The sequence below is a fragment of the Runella sp. SP2 genome (genome assembly GCF_003711225.1).
In the GTDB taxonomy this organism is placed as follows: Bacteria; Bacteroidota; Bacteroidia; order Cytophagales; family Spirosomataceae; genus Runella.
In genome coordinates this window covers 1,353,372-1,371,526 of record NZ_CP031030.1, presented here as the reverse complement: position 1 = coordinate 1,371,526, position 18,155 = coordinate 1,353,372, and the positions used below count along the sequence as shown (strand labels likewise).

The 18,155-nt window shown below is 42.8% G+C and carries 20 protein-coding genes; 14 read left to right on the top strand and 6 right to left on the bottom strand.

From position 1 onward, the window contains the following. The first annotated feature begins 47 nt into the window (after positions 1-47). The 13 genes from gldC to DTQ70_RS05710 all read left to right on the top strand — a co-directional run bounded on the left by gldC (position 48) and on the right by DTQ70_RS05710 (position 11,278). Positions 48-389 carry a gliding motility protein GldC gene (gldC, locus tag DTQ70_RS05770; RefSeq protein ID WP_122929926.1) on the top strand — a complete coding sequence of 114 codons (342 nt, stop codon included), beginning with the start codon at positions 48-50 and terminating at the stop codon, positions 387-389. Between the two features lie 32 nt (positions 390-421). Further along, entirely contained in the window at positions 422-1,399 is a 978-nt protein-coding gene (argC, locus tag DTQ70_RS05765; RefSeq protein ID WP_122929925.1) for an N-acetyl-gamma-glutamyl-phosphate reductase, read from the top strand. Positions 1,400-1,647: 248 nt separating this feature from the next. Further along, positions 1,648-3,345 carry an OstA-like protein gene (locus tag DTQ70_RS05760; protein ID WP_229600076.1) on the top strand — a complete coding sequence of 566 codons (1,698 nt, stop codon included), beginning with the start codon at positions 1,648-1,650 and terminating at the stop codon, positions 3,343-3,345. A gap of 164 nt (positions 3,346-3,509) precedes the next feature. Further along, a complete protein-coding gene (locus DTQ70_RS05755; RefSeq protein ID WP_122929923.1) occupies positions 3,510-4,133 on the top strand; it encodes a T9SS type A sorting domain-containing protein in 624 nt (207 codons plus the stop codon). A gap of 85 nt (positions 4,134-4,218) precedes the next feature. Next, positions 4,219-5,127, top strand: a complete 909-nt coding sequence (locus tag DTQ70_RS05750) for an outer membrane protein assembly factor BamD (protein WP_122929922.1) — start codon at positions 4,219-4,221, stop codon at positions 5,125-5,127. Positions 5,128-5,150: 23 nt separating this feature from the next. After that, positions 5,151-5,465, top strand: coding sequence for a DNA-directed RNA polymerase subunit omega (locus tag DTQ70_RS05745; protein ID WP_122929921.1), 315 nt, complete (start codon positions 5,151-5,153; stop codon positions 5,463-5,465). Between the two features lie 82 nt (positions 5,466-5,547). Further along, positions 5,548-6,756 (top strand): bifunctional phosphopantothenoylcysteine decarboxylase/phosphopantothenate--cysteine ligase CoaBC, encoded by a 1,209-nt coding sequence (gene coaBC / locus DTQ70_RS05740; protein WP_122929920.1) that lies wholly within the window; start codon positions 5,548-5,550, stop codon positions 6,754-6,756. Positions 6,757-6,808: 52 nt separating this feature from the next. Further along, positions 6,809-7,741 carry a DUF4835 family protein gene (locus DTQ70_RS05735; RefSeq protein ID WP_122934283.1) on the top strand — a complete coding sequence of 311 codons (933 nt, stop codon included), beginning with the start codon at positions 6,809-6,811 and terminating at the stop codon, positions 7,739-7,741. Beyond that, complete coding sequence (locus DTQ70_RS05730) at positions 7,741-7,968, top strand: hypothetical protein (RefSeq protein ID WP_122929919.1); 228 nt, start codon at positions 7,741-7,743, stop codon at positions 7,966-7,968. The genes DTQ70_RS05735 and DTQ70_RS05730 overlap by 1 nt, the downstream gene beginning before the upstream one ends. Positions 7,969-8,045: 77 nt before the next feature. Next, positions 8,046-9,722 carry a DNA repair protein RecN gene (gene recN / locus DTQ70_RS05725; protein WP_122929918.1) on the top strand — a complete coding sequence of 559 codons (1,677 nt, stop codon included), beginning with the start codon at positions 8,046-8,048 and terminating at the stop codon, positions 9,720-9,722. Between the two features lie 62 nt (positions 9,723-9,784). After that, positions 9,785-10,216 (top strand): hypothetical protein, encoded by a 432-nt coding sequence (locus DTQ70_RS05720; protein ID WP_122929917.1) that lies wholly within the window; start codon positions 9,785-9,787, stop codon positions 10,214-10,216. Next, on the top strand, positions 10,213-10,857 hold the full coding sequence (locus tag DTQ70_RS05715; RefSeq protein ID WP_122929916.1) for an SCO family protein: 645 nt from the start codon (positions 10,213-10,215) through the stop codon (positions 10,855-10,857). Before DTQ70_RS05720 ends, DTQ70_RS05715 begins: the two co-directional genes overlap by 4 nt. A gap of 7 nt (positions 10,858-10,864) precedes the next feature. Beyond that, positions 10,865-11,278 (top strand): cytochrome c, encoded by a 414-nt coding sequence (locus tag DTQ70_RS05710; protein WP_122934282.1) that lies wholly within the window; start codon positions 10,865-10,867, stop codon positions 11,276-11,278. A gap of 34 nt (positions 11,279-11,312) precedes the next feature. Here DTQ70_RS05710 and DTQ70_RS05705 read toward each other — a convergent pair whose 3' ends face one another. The 4 genes from DTQ70_RS05705 to lptC all read right to left on the bottom strand — a co-directional run bounded on the left by DTQ70_RS05705 (position 11,313) and on the right by lptC (position 15,861). Beyond that, the gene (locus DTQ70_RS05705; protein ID WP_310588021.1) at positions 11,313-12,125 is read right to left on the bottom strand and encodes a MerR family transcriptional regulator; all 813 of its coding nucleotides are present in this window, start codon (positions 12,123-12,125) and stop codon (positions 11,313-11,315) included. A gap of 26 nt (positions 12,126-12,151) precedes the next feature. Further along, positions 12,152-13,471: a Gfo/Idh/MocA family protein gene (locus DTQ70_RS05700; RefSeq protein WP_122929914.1), complete on the bottom strand. Its 1,320-nt coding sequence runs from the start codon at positions 13,469-13,471 to the stop codon at positions 12,152-12,154. Positions 13,472-13,508: 37 nt separating this feature from the next. Next, entirely contained in the window at positions 13,509-15,215 is a 1,707-nt protein-coding gene (locus DTQ70_RS05695) for a hypothetical protein (protein ID WP_122929913.1), read from the bottom strand. An 88-nt stretch (positions 15,216-15,303) separates the two neighbouring features. Then, a complete protein-coding gene (gene lptC / locus DTQ70_RS05690) occupies positions 15,304-15,861 on the bottom strand; it encodes an LPS export ABC transporter periplasmic protein LptC (RefSeq protein ID WP_229600075.1) in 558 nt (185 codons plus the stop codon). Positions 15,862-15,992: 131 nt separating this feature from the next. On the opposite strand from lptC, the gene DTQ70_RS31190 reads away from it, so the two are divergent. Next, complete coding sequence (locus DTQ70_RS31190) at positions 15,993-16,127, top strand: hypothetical protein (protein ID WP_255417953.1); 135 nt, start codon at positions 15,993-15,995, stop codon at positions 16,125-16,127. 6 nt (positions 16,128-16,133) lie between these two features. On the opposite strand, the gene DTQ70_RS05685 is transcribed toward DTQ70_RS31190, so the two are convergent. Further along, positions 16,134-17,402 carry an OmpP1/FadL family transporter gene (locus tag DTQ70_RS05685; protein WP_122929911.1) on the bottom strand — a complete coding sequence of 423 codons (1,269 nt, stop codon included), beginning with the start codon at positions 17,400-17,402 and terminating at the stop codon, positions 16,134-16,136. Next, a complete protein-coding gene (locus DTQ70_RS05680; protein ID WP_122929910.1) occupies positions 17,395-18,153 on the bottom strand; it encodes a type III pantothenate kinase in 759 nt (252 codons plus the stop codon). The genes DTQ70_RS05685 and DTQ70_RS05680 overlap by 8 nt, the downstream gene beginning before the upstream one ends. Between the last annotated feature and the right edge of the window lie 2 nt (positions 18,154-18,155).

Sequence of the window (18,155 nt, the reverse complement as noted above, 5' to 3'; positions counted from 1 at the left end):
ACCAATTTTACGTAATTTTACGCCCCCAAAATAAGATCATCCTCCGCATGTCACAAAAAGAAATCAAGTTTACCATCGAACAAGACGCTGAAAGAATCCCAGAAAAAATTTATTGGGAAGCAACCGACAATCCAAATGAAGGTCTCGAAGAAACCAAAGCCATTGCAGTAGGTGTGTGGGATCAATTCCACAAAGGCACGTTGTTCATTCCTCTTTGGACCAAAGAAATGGAAGTGTTTGAAATGAAACGCTTTTGTATCGAAATGCTTGGCTGTGTAGCTGATACATTGCGTAATGCCACTGGTGATGAAATCATGGCTGCCCAAATCGACGAAGTAGGCTTGACCCTTACCAAACGTCTCCAAAAGGAAATGCAAGCAGCGAAGTAATGTTCGATGAAGTTCAAACTCACCATCCACCAATGATACAAATAGGAATCGTCGGGGCGGCAGGCTATACAGGCGGCGAACTGCTCCGTATTTTAGTCAATCATCCCCACGCAGACATCCGCTGGGCACATTCTAAAAGTCAAGCAGGCAAACCCGTTTATGCGACCCATACCGATTTATTGGGTGACACTGAATTGGCTTTTTCGGGAGAAGACATTGCCAGTTTGCTTCCATTAGAGGGGTTAGATGTCATCTTTCTTTGTTCGGGGCATAACGAATCGAAGAAGTTTTTAGCAGAATATTCAGTTCCAGAAACTGTCAAAATCATTGACCTCAGTACTGATTTCCGCGACCAGTCCAATGGCTTTATCTATGGTTTGCCTGAGCTTCAGCGGGAACAAATCAAGACGGCGACCAAAATCGCTAACCCAGGTTGTTTTGCAACAAGTATCGAACTTGCTTTACTTCCACTGGCAGCGGCGGGGCTTCTTACGAACGACATCCACGTAAGCGCCATCACGGGTTCTACAGGCGCTGGACAGTCGTTGAGTGCTACCACCCACTTCTCGTGGCGTAACAACAACATTTCGATTTACAAAGCCTTTACGCACCAACACCTCAAAGAAATCAAAATGAGTTTGGCGAGTTTGCAAGAAGGTTTTAACAAAGAAGTTAATTTTATTCCTTACCGTGGCGATTTTACCCGTGGTATCATGGCCAATGTTTACACACATTTTACAGGCACATTAGAGGAAGCCGTTGCTCTTTATCAATCGTTTTACGCATCTCATCCGTTTACCCACGTAACGACCCAAGACATTGATTTGAAGCAAGTTGTAAACACCAACAAGTGTTTGATTCAATTACAAAAACACGGCAATAACCTACTGATAACGAGCGAAATAGATAACCTTACCAAAGGAGCTTCGGGACAAGCTGTTCAGAACATGAACCTTCTCTTTGGCCTTTCCGAAGACGCAGGTTTACGATTGAAAGCTCCTTCGTTTTAATCATCAGATTAAGAGTTTTCGAAGCCAACAGTCGAAGTACAGAACAGACTGTTGGCTTTCTTGTTTTCGTTAATGTATGTTAAGAATGGAAAGCCAAACCGTTTTTAGTTAATTTTGCACGTTCTCTAATTCAGTACATTAAACTGACCAGTTTTTCGCAGCCCATGATTTTTTCAAATAATCGTTTATTTCATTGCAACCCTAAAGGGCTTTTGTGCGTATTACGAATAAAATACCTCATAGTTCTCATGGGTTTACTTTTTACCTTACAAACCAACGCCCAACGCCCAACCCCAACGGTTGCAGGCGAAGAGAAGGTATTTTTATTAGGTGCCGATAGCATTACCATTAGTAAACTTCTTGACGGGAGCGAAATCCGACGGGTAACTGGCAAAGTAACTTTCCAGCACAAGGGGGCCATCATGCACTGTAATTTGGCCATCCATAATGTGTTATCAAATGCACTTGAAGCCTACGGTAATGTAAAAATTGTACAAGGCGACACCGTAACAGTCACAGGCGATACCTTGTTTTACTATGGCAATAGCCGTTTGGCAAAAGTTTCGGGAAAAACAGTAACGCTTAAAGACCAAAAACGTACCCTTACCTCCAATCGAATTGAATATGACATGGCAAGCGGCATTGCGTTTTATCCCAACCGTGGAAAAACAGTAGATGCCGAAAATACGTTAACAAGTAAGCAGGGGTATTACGACACCAGAACAAAAATCTCGACCTATTACCGAGACGTGAAGTTGGTCAACAAAAAATATACCCTTACCACTGATACACTTGTTTATAACTCGCTAACAAAAATTGCAGACTTTAGAAGTTTGACAAAAGTTGTGAGCAAAGACGGAACAGTTGTCGCTAAAAATGGTTCTTATAACACAGAGACAGGCGCGTCGATTTTCCGAACAAGAACAACCATAGACAACCCCGATTACACCCTTACTGGCGACTCATTGACGTTTGATAACCTTAACAAGCGGGGATTTGCCAAAGGCAAAGTAGAGTTAGTAGCCAAAAACGACGAAACTATTTTGAACGGGGATTTTGGGCAATACGATGGAAAACTTGGTAAGTCGAAGGTCTGGGGACACGCCCTCACGCGCACCATTATCTCCAAAGATACCTTGTTTATGCACGCCGATACGCTATATTCCGTTGAAATTAAGTCTGACTCGCTTACCCAAAAATCAAAGCGGCAGAACCTGAGACAAAAAAACGTTGAAAGTGATTCGACAGATGAACAAAAACCTCGGCAATTGATTGGCTATAAAAATGTTTTGTTGTACAAAAAAGACTTACAAAGCAAGTGTGACTCTTTGATTTATAATTCATTAGACTCAAATATAACCTTTTTAAAGAAGCCGATAATCTGGTCTAAGCAATACCAGATGGAAGCCGACTCCATCATTGCGCAACTGGTAAATCAGAAGCTGAGAACGATGTATTTGAAGGCAAAATCGTTTGTCATTGCTCGGGATACATTGCTCAATTTTAACCAAGTTAAAGGCAGACGAATTACGGCTTCTTTTGATGACAGTACTCGATTACAAAAAGTTTTTGTAGAGGGCAACGGGGAAAGTGTCTATTTTGTAGCCGACGACGCCATGAAGCCCATGGGGATGAACCGCGTAGAGTGCGCCAAAATGACCCTTAATTTCAAACAAAATCAAGTAAAGCGAATACAATTTGTTGGACAGCCCGAAGGGCGGTTTATTCCACCACAAAACATAAAAGGTGACGAAAAGCAACTAGAAGGCTTTAGCTGGAGAGACAAAGAAAAACCAACAAAAGAAGAAATTTTTTCTAGGGCTAACTTTAAACCTAACCCGCCCACGGTTGTCAAAGCGATAGAAAAAGCCCCCGAAAAACCCAAGGCAACAGTCAACAAAGGGGGGGTAAAACCGAAAGTAAAAACAAAGTCAAAAAAACTTTAGAAAAGAGTGAAACTTTTTTACGTTTTTTCGTCGTATATATTGTACAACCGCAAAATAATTTTTAACAACATTTTAAGTTCCATTTTTTGATTTTCAATTAATTTCAATATATTTTTGTCCAACCATTAGAGCCGACACTATGCTCATTTCGTCCAAGATCAGCTATGAAGAAAACTATACTTACATATACATTGCTCACTTGCTTCAGTTTACTGACGCTTGGTAATGTATTCGCCCAAACCGATGCCAATCGAAATAAAAGTCGATTGAACATTGGTAAAAAGCCCGCAGAAAGTACTGCGGCAAGTTTAACGAAGATTCCAAGTTCGCTCGATAGAAGTATCAAATTACGCCCAAGTGCGGCTATTAATGCCTATTATCGCTCGGTAATGCTTAATACACCCGCAGCAACTGGCAGCGCAACTGTTAATAAAAACCGTACAACCAAGGAGTCTGCAAGCTTTATCGCTACCGATTCTCGCCCTTCACTTGATGAAACGAAATCGGAAGACTTGCTCTTTTTGAGTGACAAAATCCGTGTTTTAAATGCGTATCCTAATCCTGCCAATGATTACACTGAAATTGATTATCAAATTTCTGGTACGGTAGGAACAGCAAAAATCACCCTTTTTAACGTGATTGGTAACAGTGTGGCAGAGTACGAATTGGACAAAAACGACCGTCAGCTTCGTATCTCAACCCGCGAAATGCCAACGGGTGTTTATTTTTACCGCTTACTTCTCGAAGGTAAAGCAACTGCAACAAAAAAATTATTGATTCGTCATTAGTATCGAATTCTATACAAAAGCATACTTTTATAGCTTTATATTTCGTTGGGAGATATAAAGCTATTTTTGTATTTTTGTGCCCGCTATGCGTAAGACCCTATTCGGATATACACTGCTCTTCTTAACTACCCTCGTTTTGGGTTCGTGCAGTAAGTTTTCAAAACTTCAAAAAGAAGGAACCCTCGAACAAAAATACGAGGCCGCTCTCCAATATTATAAAAAGGCGGACTATTATCATGCTGGTCTTCTTTTTGAAGAAATCACTCCCCTTCTCAATGGGAAAGATGCTAGACAAGCTGAACTTGCTCAGTTTTACAATGCCTATTGTAATTTTAAGCAGGCTAATTATAACATGTCTCAGTTTTTGTTCAAAAACTTTTATGAGACATTCCAACGAAGCGAATATGCCCAAGAATCGTTGTACATGCACGCTTACTCGCTGTACAAAGATTCTCCTAATTTCAACTTAGACCAAACCAGTACTTTAACGGCGATTGCGGCCCTTCAGGATTTTATTAATACTTACCCTGAAAGTGCTTTTCGCGAAGAATGTACAGGGCTTATCTTAGAGCTTCGTGACAAGTTGGAGAAAAAAGCCTACGAAAAAGCCAAGCTTTACTATCAAACAAGTGAAGCCAATATCGCTAACTTCCGTTCGGCAGTTGTAACCATCAACAATTACCAAAAAGAATTTCCAGATTCTAAATACAACGAGGAGCTTTCTTACCTGCGGGTTGATGCTCAGTACAAACTTGCCAAATTGAGTTTTGCTGAAAAACAAAAAGAACGCTACCAAGATGTAAACAAATATTACCTTGCTTTCCTTGATAAGTATCCCAAAAGTAAGTTTGTACGTCAAGCAGAACGCTTTTACGAAAGTACCCAAAAAGAATTAGCGACAATTTTAGACGCAGAAAAAGCAGCCAAAGAAGCAATCCCCTCTAACACTGGAAAGCTCTCAACTCCGTCGTCAACGACACCTCAAAACAAGTAATTCATCTGTAACTATTAATATATATGGCAGCTTCACCTTCTATCATAACACGTGACTCTGACAAACTTGCCTCAAAAACTGGCAACTTGTACGAATCGGTATCAATTATTTCTCGTCGTGCGCGTCAGATTGCCTCTAAAACAAAAGAAGAACTCAACAACAAATTGGCTGAGTTTGCATCTGGCATCGATAACCTTGAAGAAGTGTTTGAAAACCGTGAGCAAATCGAAATCTCTAAGTTTTATGAGCGTCAGCCAAAACCAACGAGCATCGCCATCGAAGAGTTCATGGAAGATAAGTTATACTGGCGTGCAAACGACGAAGACGACGCCAAATAACAAACATCTGAAAAATACGTAGTAAAAAGCCGCACCAATCCTTAGATTTGTGCGGCTTTCTTTGTTATTCTCAACAGCCTCTATGTCTATCTTACAAAACAAAAAAATTATCGTTGGCGTCACGGGGAGCATCGCTGCTTACAAAAGTGCCCTACTTGTTCGGTTACTGATTAAAGCAGGAGCCGAAGTCCAAGTTATTATGACCGATGCCGCCCAGACATTTATCACACCACTTACCTTGGCTACGCTGTCTAAGCGGCCTGCGCTGAGTGAGTTTGTACAAAATGAAGCTGGTGAATGGAATAACCACGTCGATTTAGGACTTTGGGCCGACGCCATCATCATTGCACCAGCCACCGCTCATACCCTTTCCAAATGCGCGAATGGTCATTGTGACGACCTCCTTACGGCCGTTTATTTATCGGCACGTTGCCCCGTTTTCTTCGCCCCTGCCATGGATTTAGATATGTACCAACATGGCTCGACGCAGAAAAATATCCTATCAATACAGGCTTTTGGTAATCAGTTAATCGATGCTGTACACGGTGAGTTGGCCAGTGGGCTTGTTGGTACTGGAAGAATGGCCGAGCCAGAAAAAATCGTCACTGCCCTTGAAAAGCATTTTTCAGTACAACCCATTTTAAAGGGTAAAAAAGTACTTATTACTGCTGGCCCTACCCAAGAACCCATCGACCCCGTACGTTACATTAGCAACCATTCAACGGGAAAAATGGGATATTCAATTGCCCAAGCGTTTGCATTTGCAGGAGCTGACGTCACTTTGGTGAGTGGCCCCACCAATCAAACTTTGGCCGATTCATCTATCAATGTCATTCGGGTTAAATCGGCCCAAGAAATGTTTGAAGCAACGGCGGGTCAGTTTCCCACTGCCGATATTATTATTTTGTCTGCTGCGGTTGCAGACTACACACCTGCACAGCCTGCGGACAGGAAAATCAAGAAAAAAGAAACTCATTTTTCGATTGAACTAACCAAAACCGTTGACATTGCAGCTACGCTTGGTCGTCAAAAAAAGTCTCATCAACTCATGGTTGGTTTTGCCCTAGAAACAGACAATGAATTTAACAATGCCCTTGGCAAATTAGCCTCCAAAAATCTTGACCTGATTGTACTCAACTCCCTCAACGACAAAGGAGCAGGCTTTGCATACGATACCAATAAAATAACCGTTATTGAATCAGACGCCACGGTACATCAATTTGAGCTAAAGTCTAAAAATGAAGTGGCCCAGGATATTTTGGCACTTGTGGTATCAAAATTGTTGTCCTAATTTAGTACTCGAAATTTCAGTGATTCAAACATTGATGATAGCCTTTATGAATATGATTAAGAAATATAGCTGGTTGTTTTTGGTTGCTTTATGTGCATTTGTACCTACCCAATCAGCAGAAGCGCAAGAACTTAATTGCACTGTTACGCTTAACTTTAATCAACTTGTTTCTCAGCAAAATACCGACAACAGCAACCTCAATCAGCTTCGTTCGGTGATTGCTGATTTTATCAATGCCCGCCGCTGGACCAACGACAACTACAATCCAGAGGAACGCATCAACTGCAAAATTAACATTAACCTTATTCGCTCGCCCGCCCAAGGAATTTATGAAGGAACCGCCCAAGTAGTAGCAACTCGCCCCGTCTATGGCACTAATTATGAAAGTGTTATTTTAAATTTCATTGATCGTAATTTTAACTTTAGCTACTTACCAAATAACCCAATGTACTATAATGAAAACACTTATAGTGATGAGTTAACCCAGACATTGGCGTTTTATGCGTACCTAATTTTAGCCGTTGACTATGATTCATTTAGTAAACTTGGCGGAAACCCTTACCTACAAAAAGCCCTACAAACTGCAAACTTAGCGGCAGGAATTAGCCCTGCAGGAGCACCTGCAGGTTGGAATTCTACAGGAGGGGACCGACGGAATCGGTATTGGTTGGTAGATAACTTAAACAACCAACTCATGCTTCCTGTCCGAGAATCCATGTACGCTTATCATCGAACAGGGTTGGATAAGTTTACCGAAAACCCCGTTGCGGCTCGTCAGCAAGTAATGAACTTGTTGAATGCCGTCCAACAAGCAAGCAAAGGAATGCCAGGCGCAGTGTATATCAACACGCTCTTCGATGCCAAAGGTGAAGAAATTTACAAAATCATGGCAGAAGCTAGTAAAGAAGACCGACAAAAAGCATTTGCAATTCTTTCGCAACTCGACCCTGCCAAGACCGAAATGTACCGTAAATTGATGCGCTAATGAGCAAACGATTGGTTAAAATTCCGCTAAATGACCTACCCGCGCACGCCAATGAGCTCATCGGGAAAACGGTTAATGTTGTTTTAAAAAGCAATCAGACATTTTATGGGCAATGTGAACGCATCGAAAACGCCTTCTTTGTTTTACGTGATTTCCGAAAACACGCTCATCAACTGGCTTTTACGCAAATCGAATCGGTAATTTATGACAAATCAGCTACTTTTTGAGTAGTTCCAAACCCAAAGGCATTCCTTTTTGTTGAATAGTTGACTAACTTCGCGGCGGTTCAACCGAGATATGCTGTATGCTTGCTCATTTGCTGATTAAAAATTACGCCTTAATTGAACATCTGGAACTGACTCCTGATTCTCAACTCAATATTATTACGGGAGAAACAGGAGCAGGAAAATCAATCATGTTGGGAGCCATTGGTTTATTGCTCGGTAGCCGTGCTGATACCAAAGTGCTGTACAACCCTTCCCTAAAATGTGTTATCGAAGGTACTTTCGACTTAAATGGGTACTTTATTGAGCATCTGTTTGAAGAAGAAGAGCTTGATTTTTCAACCTCTTGCCTCGTTCGACGGGAAATAAGTCCGTCGGGAAAGTCGCGGGCATTTATCAACGATACCCCCGTCAACCTAGAGACGCTCCGTCGAATTACGGGGCAATTGATGGATATTCACTCTCAACATGATACTTTACTGTTGGGTTCGAACGAGTTCCAATTGCAAATCGTTGATACCTACGCCCAAAACGAGTCTATCCTTCGTCAGTATCACACTGATTTTCAGGCGTACCGTAAAGCAACGCAAGTCCTCGAACGGCTCAAATCGGAAGCAGCACAGCTTCGTAAAGAGTCTGATTACAATCAATTTTTGTTTGATGAGTTGGACAAAGCCCAGCTTCAAGCCGAAGAACAGGAACAGTTGGAACAAGAATTAACCATTCTTGAAAACGCAGCCGACGTAAAAGAGCGCCTTCAGTTGGCCAATGATTACCTAGATAATCCCGAACAATCGGCCCTTTCTCTACTCAAAAATGCAGTTAGTAGCCTAAATTCCATCAGTAAATTTGCGCCTCAATACGAACAACTTCGCGAACGGACGCAAAGTGCGTACATTGAGCTAAAAGACTTGGCCTCTGAAATTAGTGATGAACAAGAGAACGTTGAGATTGACGACGCGCGCGCCGAAGATGTACGTGAGCGCCTGAACCTGTTTTATCATCTCCAGCAAAAACACCAAGTGAAAACCTTGGCGGAACTCATTGCAATTCGGGACGAATTGGAAGTAAAAGTGAGCCGCGTTCTCAACCTTGACGAAGACATTGCAAAAGCACATACGGCTGTAGAAAAGACCAAAGCAAAACTCCAAAAAAGTGCTGATAAGCTTTCAAATTCGCGCAAAGTAGCCATTGCACCCGTTGAAAAAGAGGTAAAGAAATACCTGCTTGACCTCGGAATGCCAAACGCCACGTTACACATCCAACAGACCCTCATCGAGCCGACCGAAGATGGCATAGACGATGTTGATTTCTTGTTCAGTGCCAACAAAGGTATTAAACCACAACAGCTAAAAAATGTGGCGTCAGGAGGAGAATTTTCGCGTTTGATGATGGTTATCAAGTATATTTTGGCCACCAAGCGCAAACTCCCTACCATTATTTTTGACGAAATTGACACAGGAGTTTCGGGCGAAATCGCCATTAAAATGGGGCAAATGATGAATGATATTGCCCAAAATCACCAAGTGATTGCTATTTCGCATTTGCACCAAATCGCTACTTACGGCCATGCCCATTATTTTGTTTACAAGGACAATTCAGCCGAAAAAACCGTCAGCCGAATCAAAAAATTAACCTTTGAGGAACGCGTTCAAGAAATTGCCCAGATGATTGGGGGACTAAAACCAAGCGAAGCCATTGTTCAAAATGCCCGCGAAATGCTCCAAATGCAAGTAACTCAACGCCAAAAAGGCTAGATTGATTCTATTCTAACCGACTTTGAGATTTATACAATTTTATTCATTAAACCAACTCAAAAATGAAAATAAAACTTATTGTAGTGTGTTGTGTAGCTCTTGTGAGTTCTTGTGGTCAAGACAAAGCCGCCGTTGAAAACGCTGAAAAAGAAGTATTTGCGATTCATGACGAAATCATGCCCCAAATGTCGCAACTCATGGAATACAAAAATGGCCTGTCAATCGAGATTACCAAGTTGGACAGCCTCCTGAAAATCAAGTCAAACGATAGCCTTCAAAAACGTAAAGACGAAGCCTTGGCCATCAGCACTACGCTCCAAGAAGCCGATAAAGGGATGATGGATTGGATGCACGACTACCGTGGCGATTCACTCAAAGCATTAGGCAGCGAAGAAGCCATCAAAGCCATGAGTGCCGAAAAAACCAAAATCAACACTGTCCGCGAAAAAATGCGCGAAGGAATGGACAAAGCCAAGACCTTCTTAGGAAAATGAACAAATTAATCATAGTACTAGCACTGTTCTCGCTTTGGAGTTGCGGTGGTTCCTCCGAACGTTTACCTATTTTGGGTGAACGCGACACAGTAAAAAAAATGGTGGATGGGAAAGAGGTTGTAGATACGGTTTACCATACCATCCCCGATTTTAAATTTGTCAATCAAAACGGAGATACTGTAAGTGCCCAGAATTTCAACGACAAAATTTACGTGGCAGATTTCTTTTTTACCACCTGCCCCACCATTTGCCCAGTCATGAAAAAGCAAATGAAAAAGGTCTATGAAAAATTTAAAGGAAAAAACGAAGTAGCCATTTTGTCGCATACCATTGACCCTGACCACGATACACCAGCAGTTTTGAAAGAATATGCCAAGGATTTGGGCGTATCTGGTACCCAATGGATGTTTGTAACGGGGCCACGGGAAAAGATTTACGAAATCGGAGAAAAACAGTACTTGGTCGTGGCAGGTGCCGACTCAACTGCGCCAGGGGGGTATATTCACAGTGGCGCGTTTGTGTTGGTTGACAAACAAAAACGCGTGAGAGGCATGTACAACGGTACTGACGAAGCGGGAACGCAACGCTTAATCGCTGATATTGAGCGCCTTCGTAAAGAGTACAAAGATGAAAAACAATAGCATTGATATGAAATTGAGTCTTCTATTGGCTAGTTTTCTTGTGATTTTAATACTCGCGTGCCAAGGCGGAAGCGCCATAAAGCACGAGCAATACGTAGCCGAAGGATTTACGTTGTTTCAAACGCATTGTGCCAATTGCCACCAACGCGATGGGAAAGGATTGGAAAACCTCTATCCTGCCCTCGCTACCAACTACCTCAAAGACAAAAATCAGGTAATTTGCTGGATTAAAAATGGGGTTCATCAACCCATGACCGTCAACGGAAAAAGCTATAACCGAGCTATGCCTGCAAACCCTGATTTAAAAGAGTTAGAAATTGCCGAAATTATGACCTATGTCTATGCTACTTGGGGAAAAGAAACGGAAATTACGACCGTAGAAACCGTCCAAGCGGCTTTAGAAAAATGTCCTCCAAAATAGGAAAAACGGCGGGGTTCCCGCCGTTTTTTTTGCTTTATACCAATTGCGTTTCTGCAAAATAGGCCATCGCTTTTTGCATGAATAGCGCAAAAATAGGATTGGGTTGACCATCTATTTGAGTGAAACGCTCATCGTTGACATACAAATCTCCTAATCCTTTATACGCCTCTGCTTGTGGGTCAGTCGAACCTGATGTTCCCCAAAACTTACGAATTACTTCATAGTGTCGGGCAATTTGACGCTGAACGGCTTCACTCATCGGGTCGTTGCCCGTCATGGAAGCCAGTCCACTGCTAATTTCTAGACTTTCCCTTTTTAGCGCCTCAAAATCCGTTTTGGTCAACGACCGCAACGATTTTTCGGCTACTTCTACGGCTTCAGTGCCATACGCACCGATAGCTTCCTTTCGATAGGCGTCGGCAGTTTCTTGCGACAATCCTTCGTACAATTCTTCGTGCTTCAACATAATACCTTCTTTTAGATTAAACATTGTTTTGTCAATCGTCAAAAGCAATGTCTCTATTCGGCTTTGTTTGGCTTCAAGGGCTTTTTTGTGGTTTCCCAACGCAGTAAGTAAATCGAAACCAGGCGCATCAAGAATCCGCCCAATTTCTTGCAATGGAAAATCCAGTTCTTTGTAAAAAAGGATTTGCTGCAAGCGCAACAACTCATTTTCGCCATACATCCGATACTTGGCCTCCGTACGGATGGCTGGTTTTAAAAGCCCAATTTCATCGTACAGGTGGAGCGTGCGCACGCTCACACCTGCCAATTTTGCCAATTTTTTAACCGAATAACGCATCATACTGCCTTCATTTTGACTGACTGTACAAATGTAGGCTATCACGTAAGGTAAGAGTCAAGTAAAATTTTCTAAATCTTTATTCCCCACTCAGGCCGCATCGAACGCCCCAAAAGTTCGTTGGCTTCTTTGTCGTTTTTAAACTGTTCTTTTTTAGGATTCCATTGTAAGGGGCGCTTTAGTTCGTAAGCGATGTTGCCCAAGTTACAAACCGAAGAAGTGCGGTGTCCAATTTCAACGTCACAAATCGGCTTACTACGTTTGCGCATGGCATCCAAGAAATCTTTGTAGTGGTTTTCGCTCTTATAAACGTGTTTTTCGGTTTCGCCAATTACTTTGTCTTTGAGCGATGCAGGGGTTGTTTCTAGTTTTCTACGCTGAACCTTTATTTCGCCTTCCGTTCCCACAAAATGAATAGCATTGCTCCAATCCCATTTCTCGTGGGTCATCGTAATGCCATTTGCGTAGCGATAGGTCAAAAACGGGTGATCTTTTCCATCAGGGGCAATGATTTCTACGGGGCCACTGTTGTCCATGTCCAGCGCCCATTGTACAATATCAAACATGTGAGCGCCCCAGTCGGTCACCATGCCTCCGCCAAATTCCTTGTAGTTTCGCCAGTTAGGGAAGACATCCTTAGAAATGGGAGGTGCCAATTCTGAATTAAACGCCACAGGGCTGTTTGGTCCTAGCCACTTGTCCCAATCCAAGTCTTCGGGGATGGTTTCAGCAGCTAAATCATACGCTTTCGGTGGTGGCCCTACGTTTACTTTGATACTTTTGATTTCACCAATGTAACCATTACGTACCAACTCGGCAGTTTGACGAAACTCAGGCCATGAGCGTTGCATACTTCCCGTCTGGAACACTCGGTTGTATTTACGGGCGGCATTCACCATCGCACGCCCTTCCCGTATGGTCAAGGCTAGCGGTTTTTCACAATAAATATCTTTCCCTGCTTCCGCCGCTTTTACCGACATGGCTGCATGCCAGTGGTCGGGCGTCGCAATCACCACGGCGTCGATGTCTTTACGGGCCAACAACTCCCGAAAATCTACATAAACAGGAATCTCTGAATAAGCACCCAACTGGGTATTTTTTTCATAGTGCGCCTTAATTCGATCAAGGGTTAGCTGGGCTTTTGCTTTATAGACTTCGCTCAAGGCCACAATCCGTGCTTCATTGGTATTCAAAAACGACGTCGTAAGCCCACGTCCTTGTTTACCAGTTCCAATAAAACCCAACGAAATGACATCACTCGGCGCAATGTATTTGGTGCCATCGGGGCGAGTTCCCCCCAAAACAAAACGTGGCACTATCGTAAAACCCGCCAAAACGGAAGCGGCCTTGCCCACAAACTCCCTCCTCGAAACGGTTGATTCTTTTTTCATTCGGTGTAAGCGTTTAGTATGATAGAAATTACTTCAATTATCCTAACCTAAGGGTATGCGTAAATGGGGTGAAACCTGTCAAATAAACCGTCGGGGCTTCCATTGGCGGCAGTGCCCCGCGAAGTACAACGCCTTTGTGTTCCCCTCGCCCTTTTCCAAAACGAATGACGTCGCCGTTCAACGTGTAAGTTCCTTGCTCTCCTTCCAACAAATACGTGTTTGCACGTTTGGCATACGGTACAACCCCCGACAATTCCCCACCAGCCCTGAAAATTAATTCCAACGACACAGGCACGCCCTCCGTTCCTGTCAGTTCTATCTGAACCTCAAGGCCACCCGCCACTTCTTTAATACGTACTGTCGATGTCAGCTTTTGTACCTCGCTTTGGGGCCTATCACTACGCGGCATCTTATCCCAATCTCCATCTGGAGCAATTTTTTCTGCCGCAATTGGCTGGTAATAAGGGCCATCTAACGTTTGTATCATCACCCAAGTATCTCCTTCTTGTTCAATTTTTTCGGTTTGAAACTGTCCTTTTCCAAAAAAAGAAGCCGCTACTCGCATCGCCTGAAGCACCGAATTCCCTTTATGGAAGGTCAACCAAGCGGCATTTTTTGCCAAAATGGTTGCATCCCAATTCTCCCGACGAATCCGCACTACGCCCGAATACGGAAAGGCTTTGGCATAACTGGTGGGAAGTGGCTTGCTGGTAGGAAGTTCGTTCAAAAGGCTTGGGTCTTCAAGAAAATAGTCCAAATATCCCGCCAACTGAGCTTTGGTACTGGTTTGTTCAATCTGACGACACATGGCTGCCATCAGCCCATCTTTATCGTGTAAAGCCATGTAACGGTAACAATAATAGTAACGCGACATATTGCCAATCGTCCCTTTGTCTTGCCGATTTGAGGCTTCAGTTACTACTTCACCGTTTGGGTGAACAAAGTAGGTCGTCATCACCAAATTGCGGCGAACAGGTTCCAGCAATTCGGGTTTATTTAGTCCTTTCGCCATGATAATCAACGACCGATTGACAATGGGCGAATAGGTATTGGTACTCTTTTCGTTGTACTGTCCATCGGGGTCAATGTCGATGTGTTCAGCCAACCATTGGTCAATCCGTTTTACATAACGAACATCTGGAAAAAGTTCGTTGAGTTTGGTCAATGCCGCCGAAACTACCCAGCGGTGATTGGGCGTATGGATACCTCCAACAATCAATGCCTCTCCCGCATTTTTCAAGAATGTTGTAACCAGCTCAAGGGACTTTTCTCGGCCTTTGAGCGACATTTTTTTCAAATAGCGGTACGTAGGCACCATATTTTCCAATACGAAAGCTGTATCGGGCGTCGAGTGAAAATTCGTAGAAAGTAAATCAATCGTGCCATCCGAATGCTGCATTTTCAACATACACTGAGCTGCGGCTTCTATTTCTTTTAAAAGCGCTGACGATTGATAATGCTTGGATTCTGGACAAGACATCAGCATAGATGCCGTTATGAGGAAACCGCAGGTGGTGTGCGGATTGGGAATATCGGTATCGTCTTTGTAGCCTCCCGCATACACATGGTTGGCGTCGGTGACTTTTAATGCACGGTAATTCGCAATTGACTCATCGTATATTTTAATCCATTCAACCAGCCAAGCGGGTTTATCGACCGTTTGTTTGGTAGTAAAACCAAAAGAAACCAAAGGCAAAGCTGCCAGAGCAGTTGCCCCATTTTGAATAAAAATTCGTCTTTTCATTTGAGAAACGGAGGGATGGAATTACATAGAAAAAGCGAGGAAAGTATGATTTTTCCTCGCTTCTCTTCAATATTCTTTCTCAAAGGGTTTAATTTGGCGTCATTCCTGCTGGAGCGTTGAAAAAGCCCGTCGGTCGGCGAATGCTGTATTGGGTAAAATCCTGATTTGCATCTAACCCAATTCCTTTTAATTGCTCGCCAGACAATTGGTTTTCGACCGTGACAGGCTTTTCGGTATAAATCTTTTTGGTATTCGGATTCCACGTAAGCTCGTCGGTTAGCAATCGCTCTTGCTTCACGGTATTGACCACTTTTACGTTTCCAATGACGCGATACATGCCCGTTCGGGAGTCGTACCTACCCGAGTCTGACACAAGGGTTGTAAGCACCTGACCATTTGGCCCGAAAAAGTCCACAAAAATTTGTTTAGGGAAAATTTTATCATCAAGTCCCGATTTGATTTGTTTGGCAGTTTTGACCCGTACTTTCAGCAAACCTTCTTCGCTGTAGAGTACTTCTATTTTTTCTGCTTCTTCGAGTGGACCTTTGTAGGGAATAAACTTGGTGGCTTTTTTTTCTTCTTGGCAAGCCATCCCAAAAGTGAGAAGTAATATAAAACAAATAGGAGATAAAAGTTTATCTCCCATTTGCATCTTTGCAGATGTTGTATTAACCCACCTTAACATCTTGGCGGTAAAATTACTCTTTTTTGTAAGACTTTCCAAAAGCAATTGTTTTTTTATCAGATTTTTTTTCATTTTTTTTAGCACAGATTTGTATGCAAGCATACGAATATACTGATAATAAAGCGTTTATGCCTGAAAAAAAAATTTTTATTTTAACCCTCATTTTTAATTTTTTTTCAAAACTCGAAACGATAGGCGAAAAAAATGCTCTTCGGAAAGAGCATTAAATATTGTTAATCAACTTTGAATTTTTGGAACCACGTATCTTTCAGTGAGAACCCAATCACAAAGCGGGCGTATCGTTCTCGGAAGGTTTGGGAAGAAATACTGCCTCGCTGCCCTCCCACAACGGAAAGGTTAATCAAGTTAACAAGGTTCCGCCCTACAGGTAGAGACACTCCCAATGAAACGCTCATGTCATCGATAGGTTTGGTGCCAATAACCAAAGGAGTTTGATTAAAGGTGAAACCTGCACGGTAAAACACCAAATCCATGTATTTTGTTGAATTGAATTTGGGCAAGTACTCTATTCCAAAATGATAACTTTGACCATTTCTCATGTTTTCATTGGTACCTGATGTACCTACAAAGTTGGCCCAGTTTTGGCGCTCATAATCAGCAGAGACCGTTAAGCGGTACAAATATTCGTAACTGATACCCACCCGCCAAGCAGAAGGCATGGTTACTTTTAAGTCTGTCTGAGCGATAGTATCGGGGTTTGTCACAGGCGAGTTACTACTACTTTGCACCTCAATCGTGGTATTACGAATGGCCGATGCAGTTGAGCCTAGCTTATACGTTGCGCCAAAGTTGAGGTAGTGGTCTTTTTTCAATTTTTGTTTCCAAGCCAAACCACCCTTAAAGTTCAAATCTTTCATATTTATACGGTCGTCGCGGCTAACAATATAGTCGCGGCTATCGCCGATACGCACTTGCGAAGTAACGCTCTTGTTATAGTTTCCAAACAAGTAAAAAGCGTCTATCCCCAAACTCAAGTTTTTTGTAATCTGCACTCCATTAGAGAAGTTGATTTGGTTCAGCCCGCCTTTTCCTGAATAAACGTACTGGGCTTCATAAATAGACGTACCAATACGCGCATACGAATTTTGTTGATAGTTGATAAAGCTATACGGCTTGAGGCTTATCCCCGCTGACCATTTTGGAGCCAAAGGAAATGACAAAGCCAAGTAGCTGATGTTTCCACCAAAATCGCGCTGGGCATCTTTAGCATCACGGAGTCCTTTGTATTGCCCTACCACCCCAACGTCAAACATGGTATAGCGGTTTGTTACCAAAAGAGCAGGATTGAGCGAATTGATATACAACGGGTTTGCAGTACTCACGCCAGCGTCCCCCATTCCATTGTTTGGAGCATAGCCTGGGCTCATTAACTCGCCTGCTCCGATGGCAGAATAAGGAGCATTACCTAACCCTTGCGCTAATACATTTGATTGAATAAATAAAACCCCTACGACCCAACTCCACTGGAAAAGCTTACGCATTTTGTAAATTGATATTATATTGTAAAATTCGATTTAAACCCGTTAAAACTACATTTGGTGCCGCAAAGATGCGATTTTTGAGGCTATTTTCAAACAAAGGTGCATCGCCTCCGCACAAAAGCACCTGACATTCACCTCGTTCGGAATGATAGCGTTCGATAAACCCTTGTATTTCGGCCAAAAGGCCATTAAATGCGCCGCTTTCCATGGCTGTGCGGGTGCTTTTTCCCACTAAACTTGGTACCTGAAAGTCGGTTGAGCTGATTTCTATCAAAGGCAACCTTTTAGTAAACGCGTTCATGGCTTGAAATCGCATACGAAAGCCAGGAGAAATTATTCCTCCTTCAAAAACTCCCGATGCACTTACCCAATCATAGGTGACACAAGTACCCATGTCAATGACCAAACAATGGTCGTTGGGAAAAAGTACTTTAGCCCCAACCGCCGCCGCCACGCGGTCAGCTCCAAGGGTGTTAGGGGTGTCGTAATTCTTTTCGATTGGCAACGGCAACGTGGGAGTCAACTGAAACGAAGTTACACCAAATTCACGCAGTAGGTCGGTGTATTTTGTGGTATCTTGGCTTGTTGATGAAAATATTGCATACGCTGGCGGATTGACACGAAGGTGTTCTTCCAATCTATCTATCGGAATTTTTGACACCGTATCCATCAACTTTTCTCCCTCAAACCACCCAATTTTGGCAAAGGTATTCCCGACATCAACGGCCGCATTGCGTTTCGTGGTATCCATAT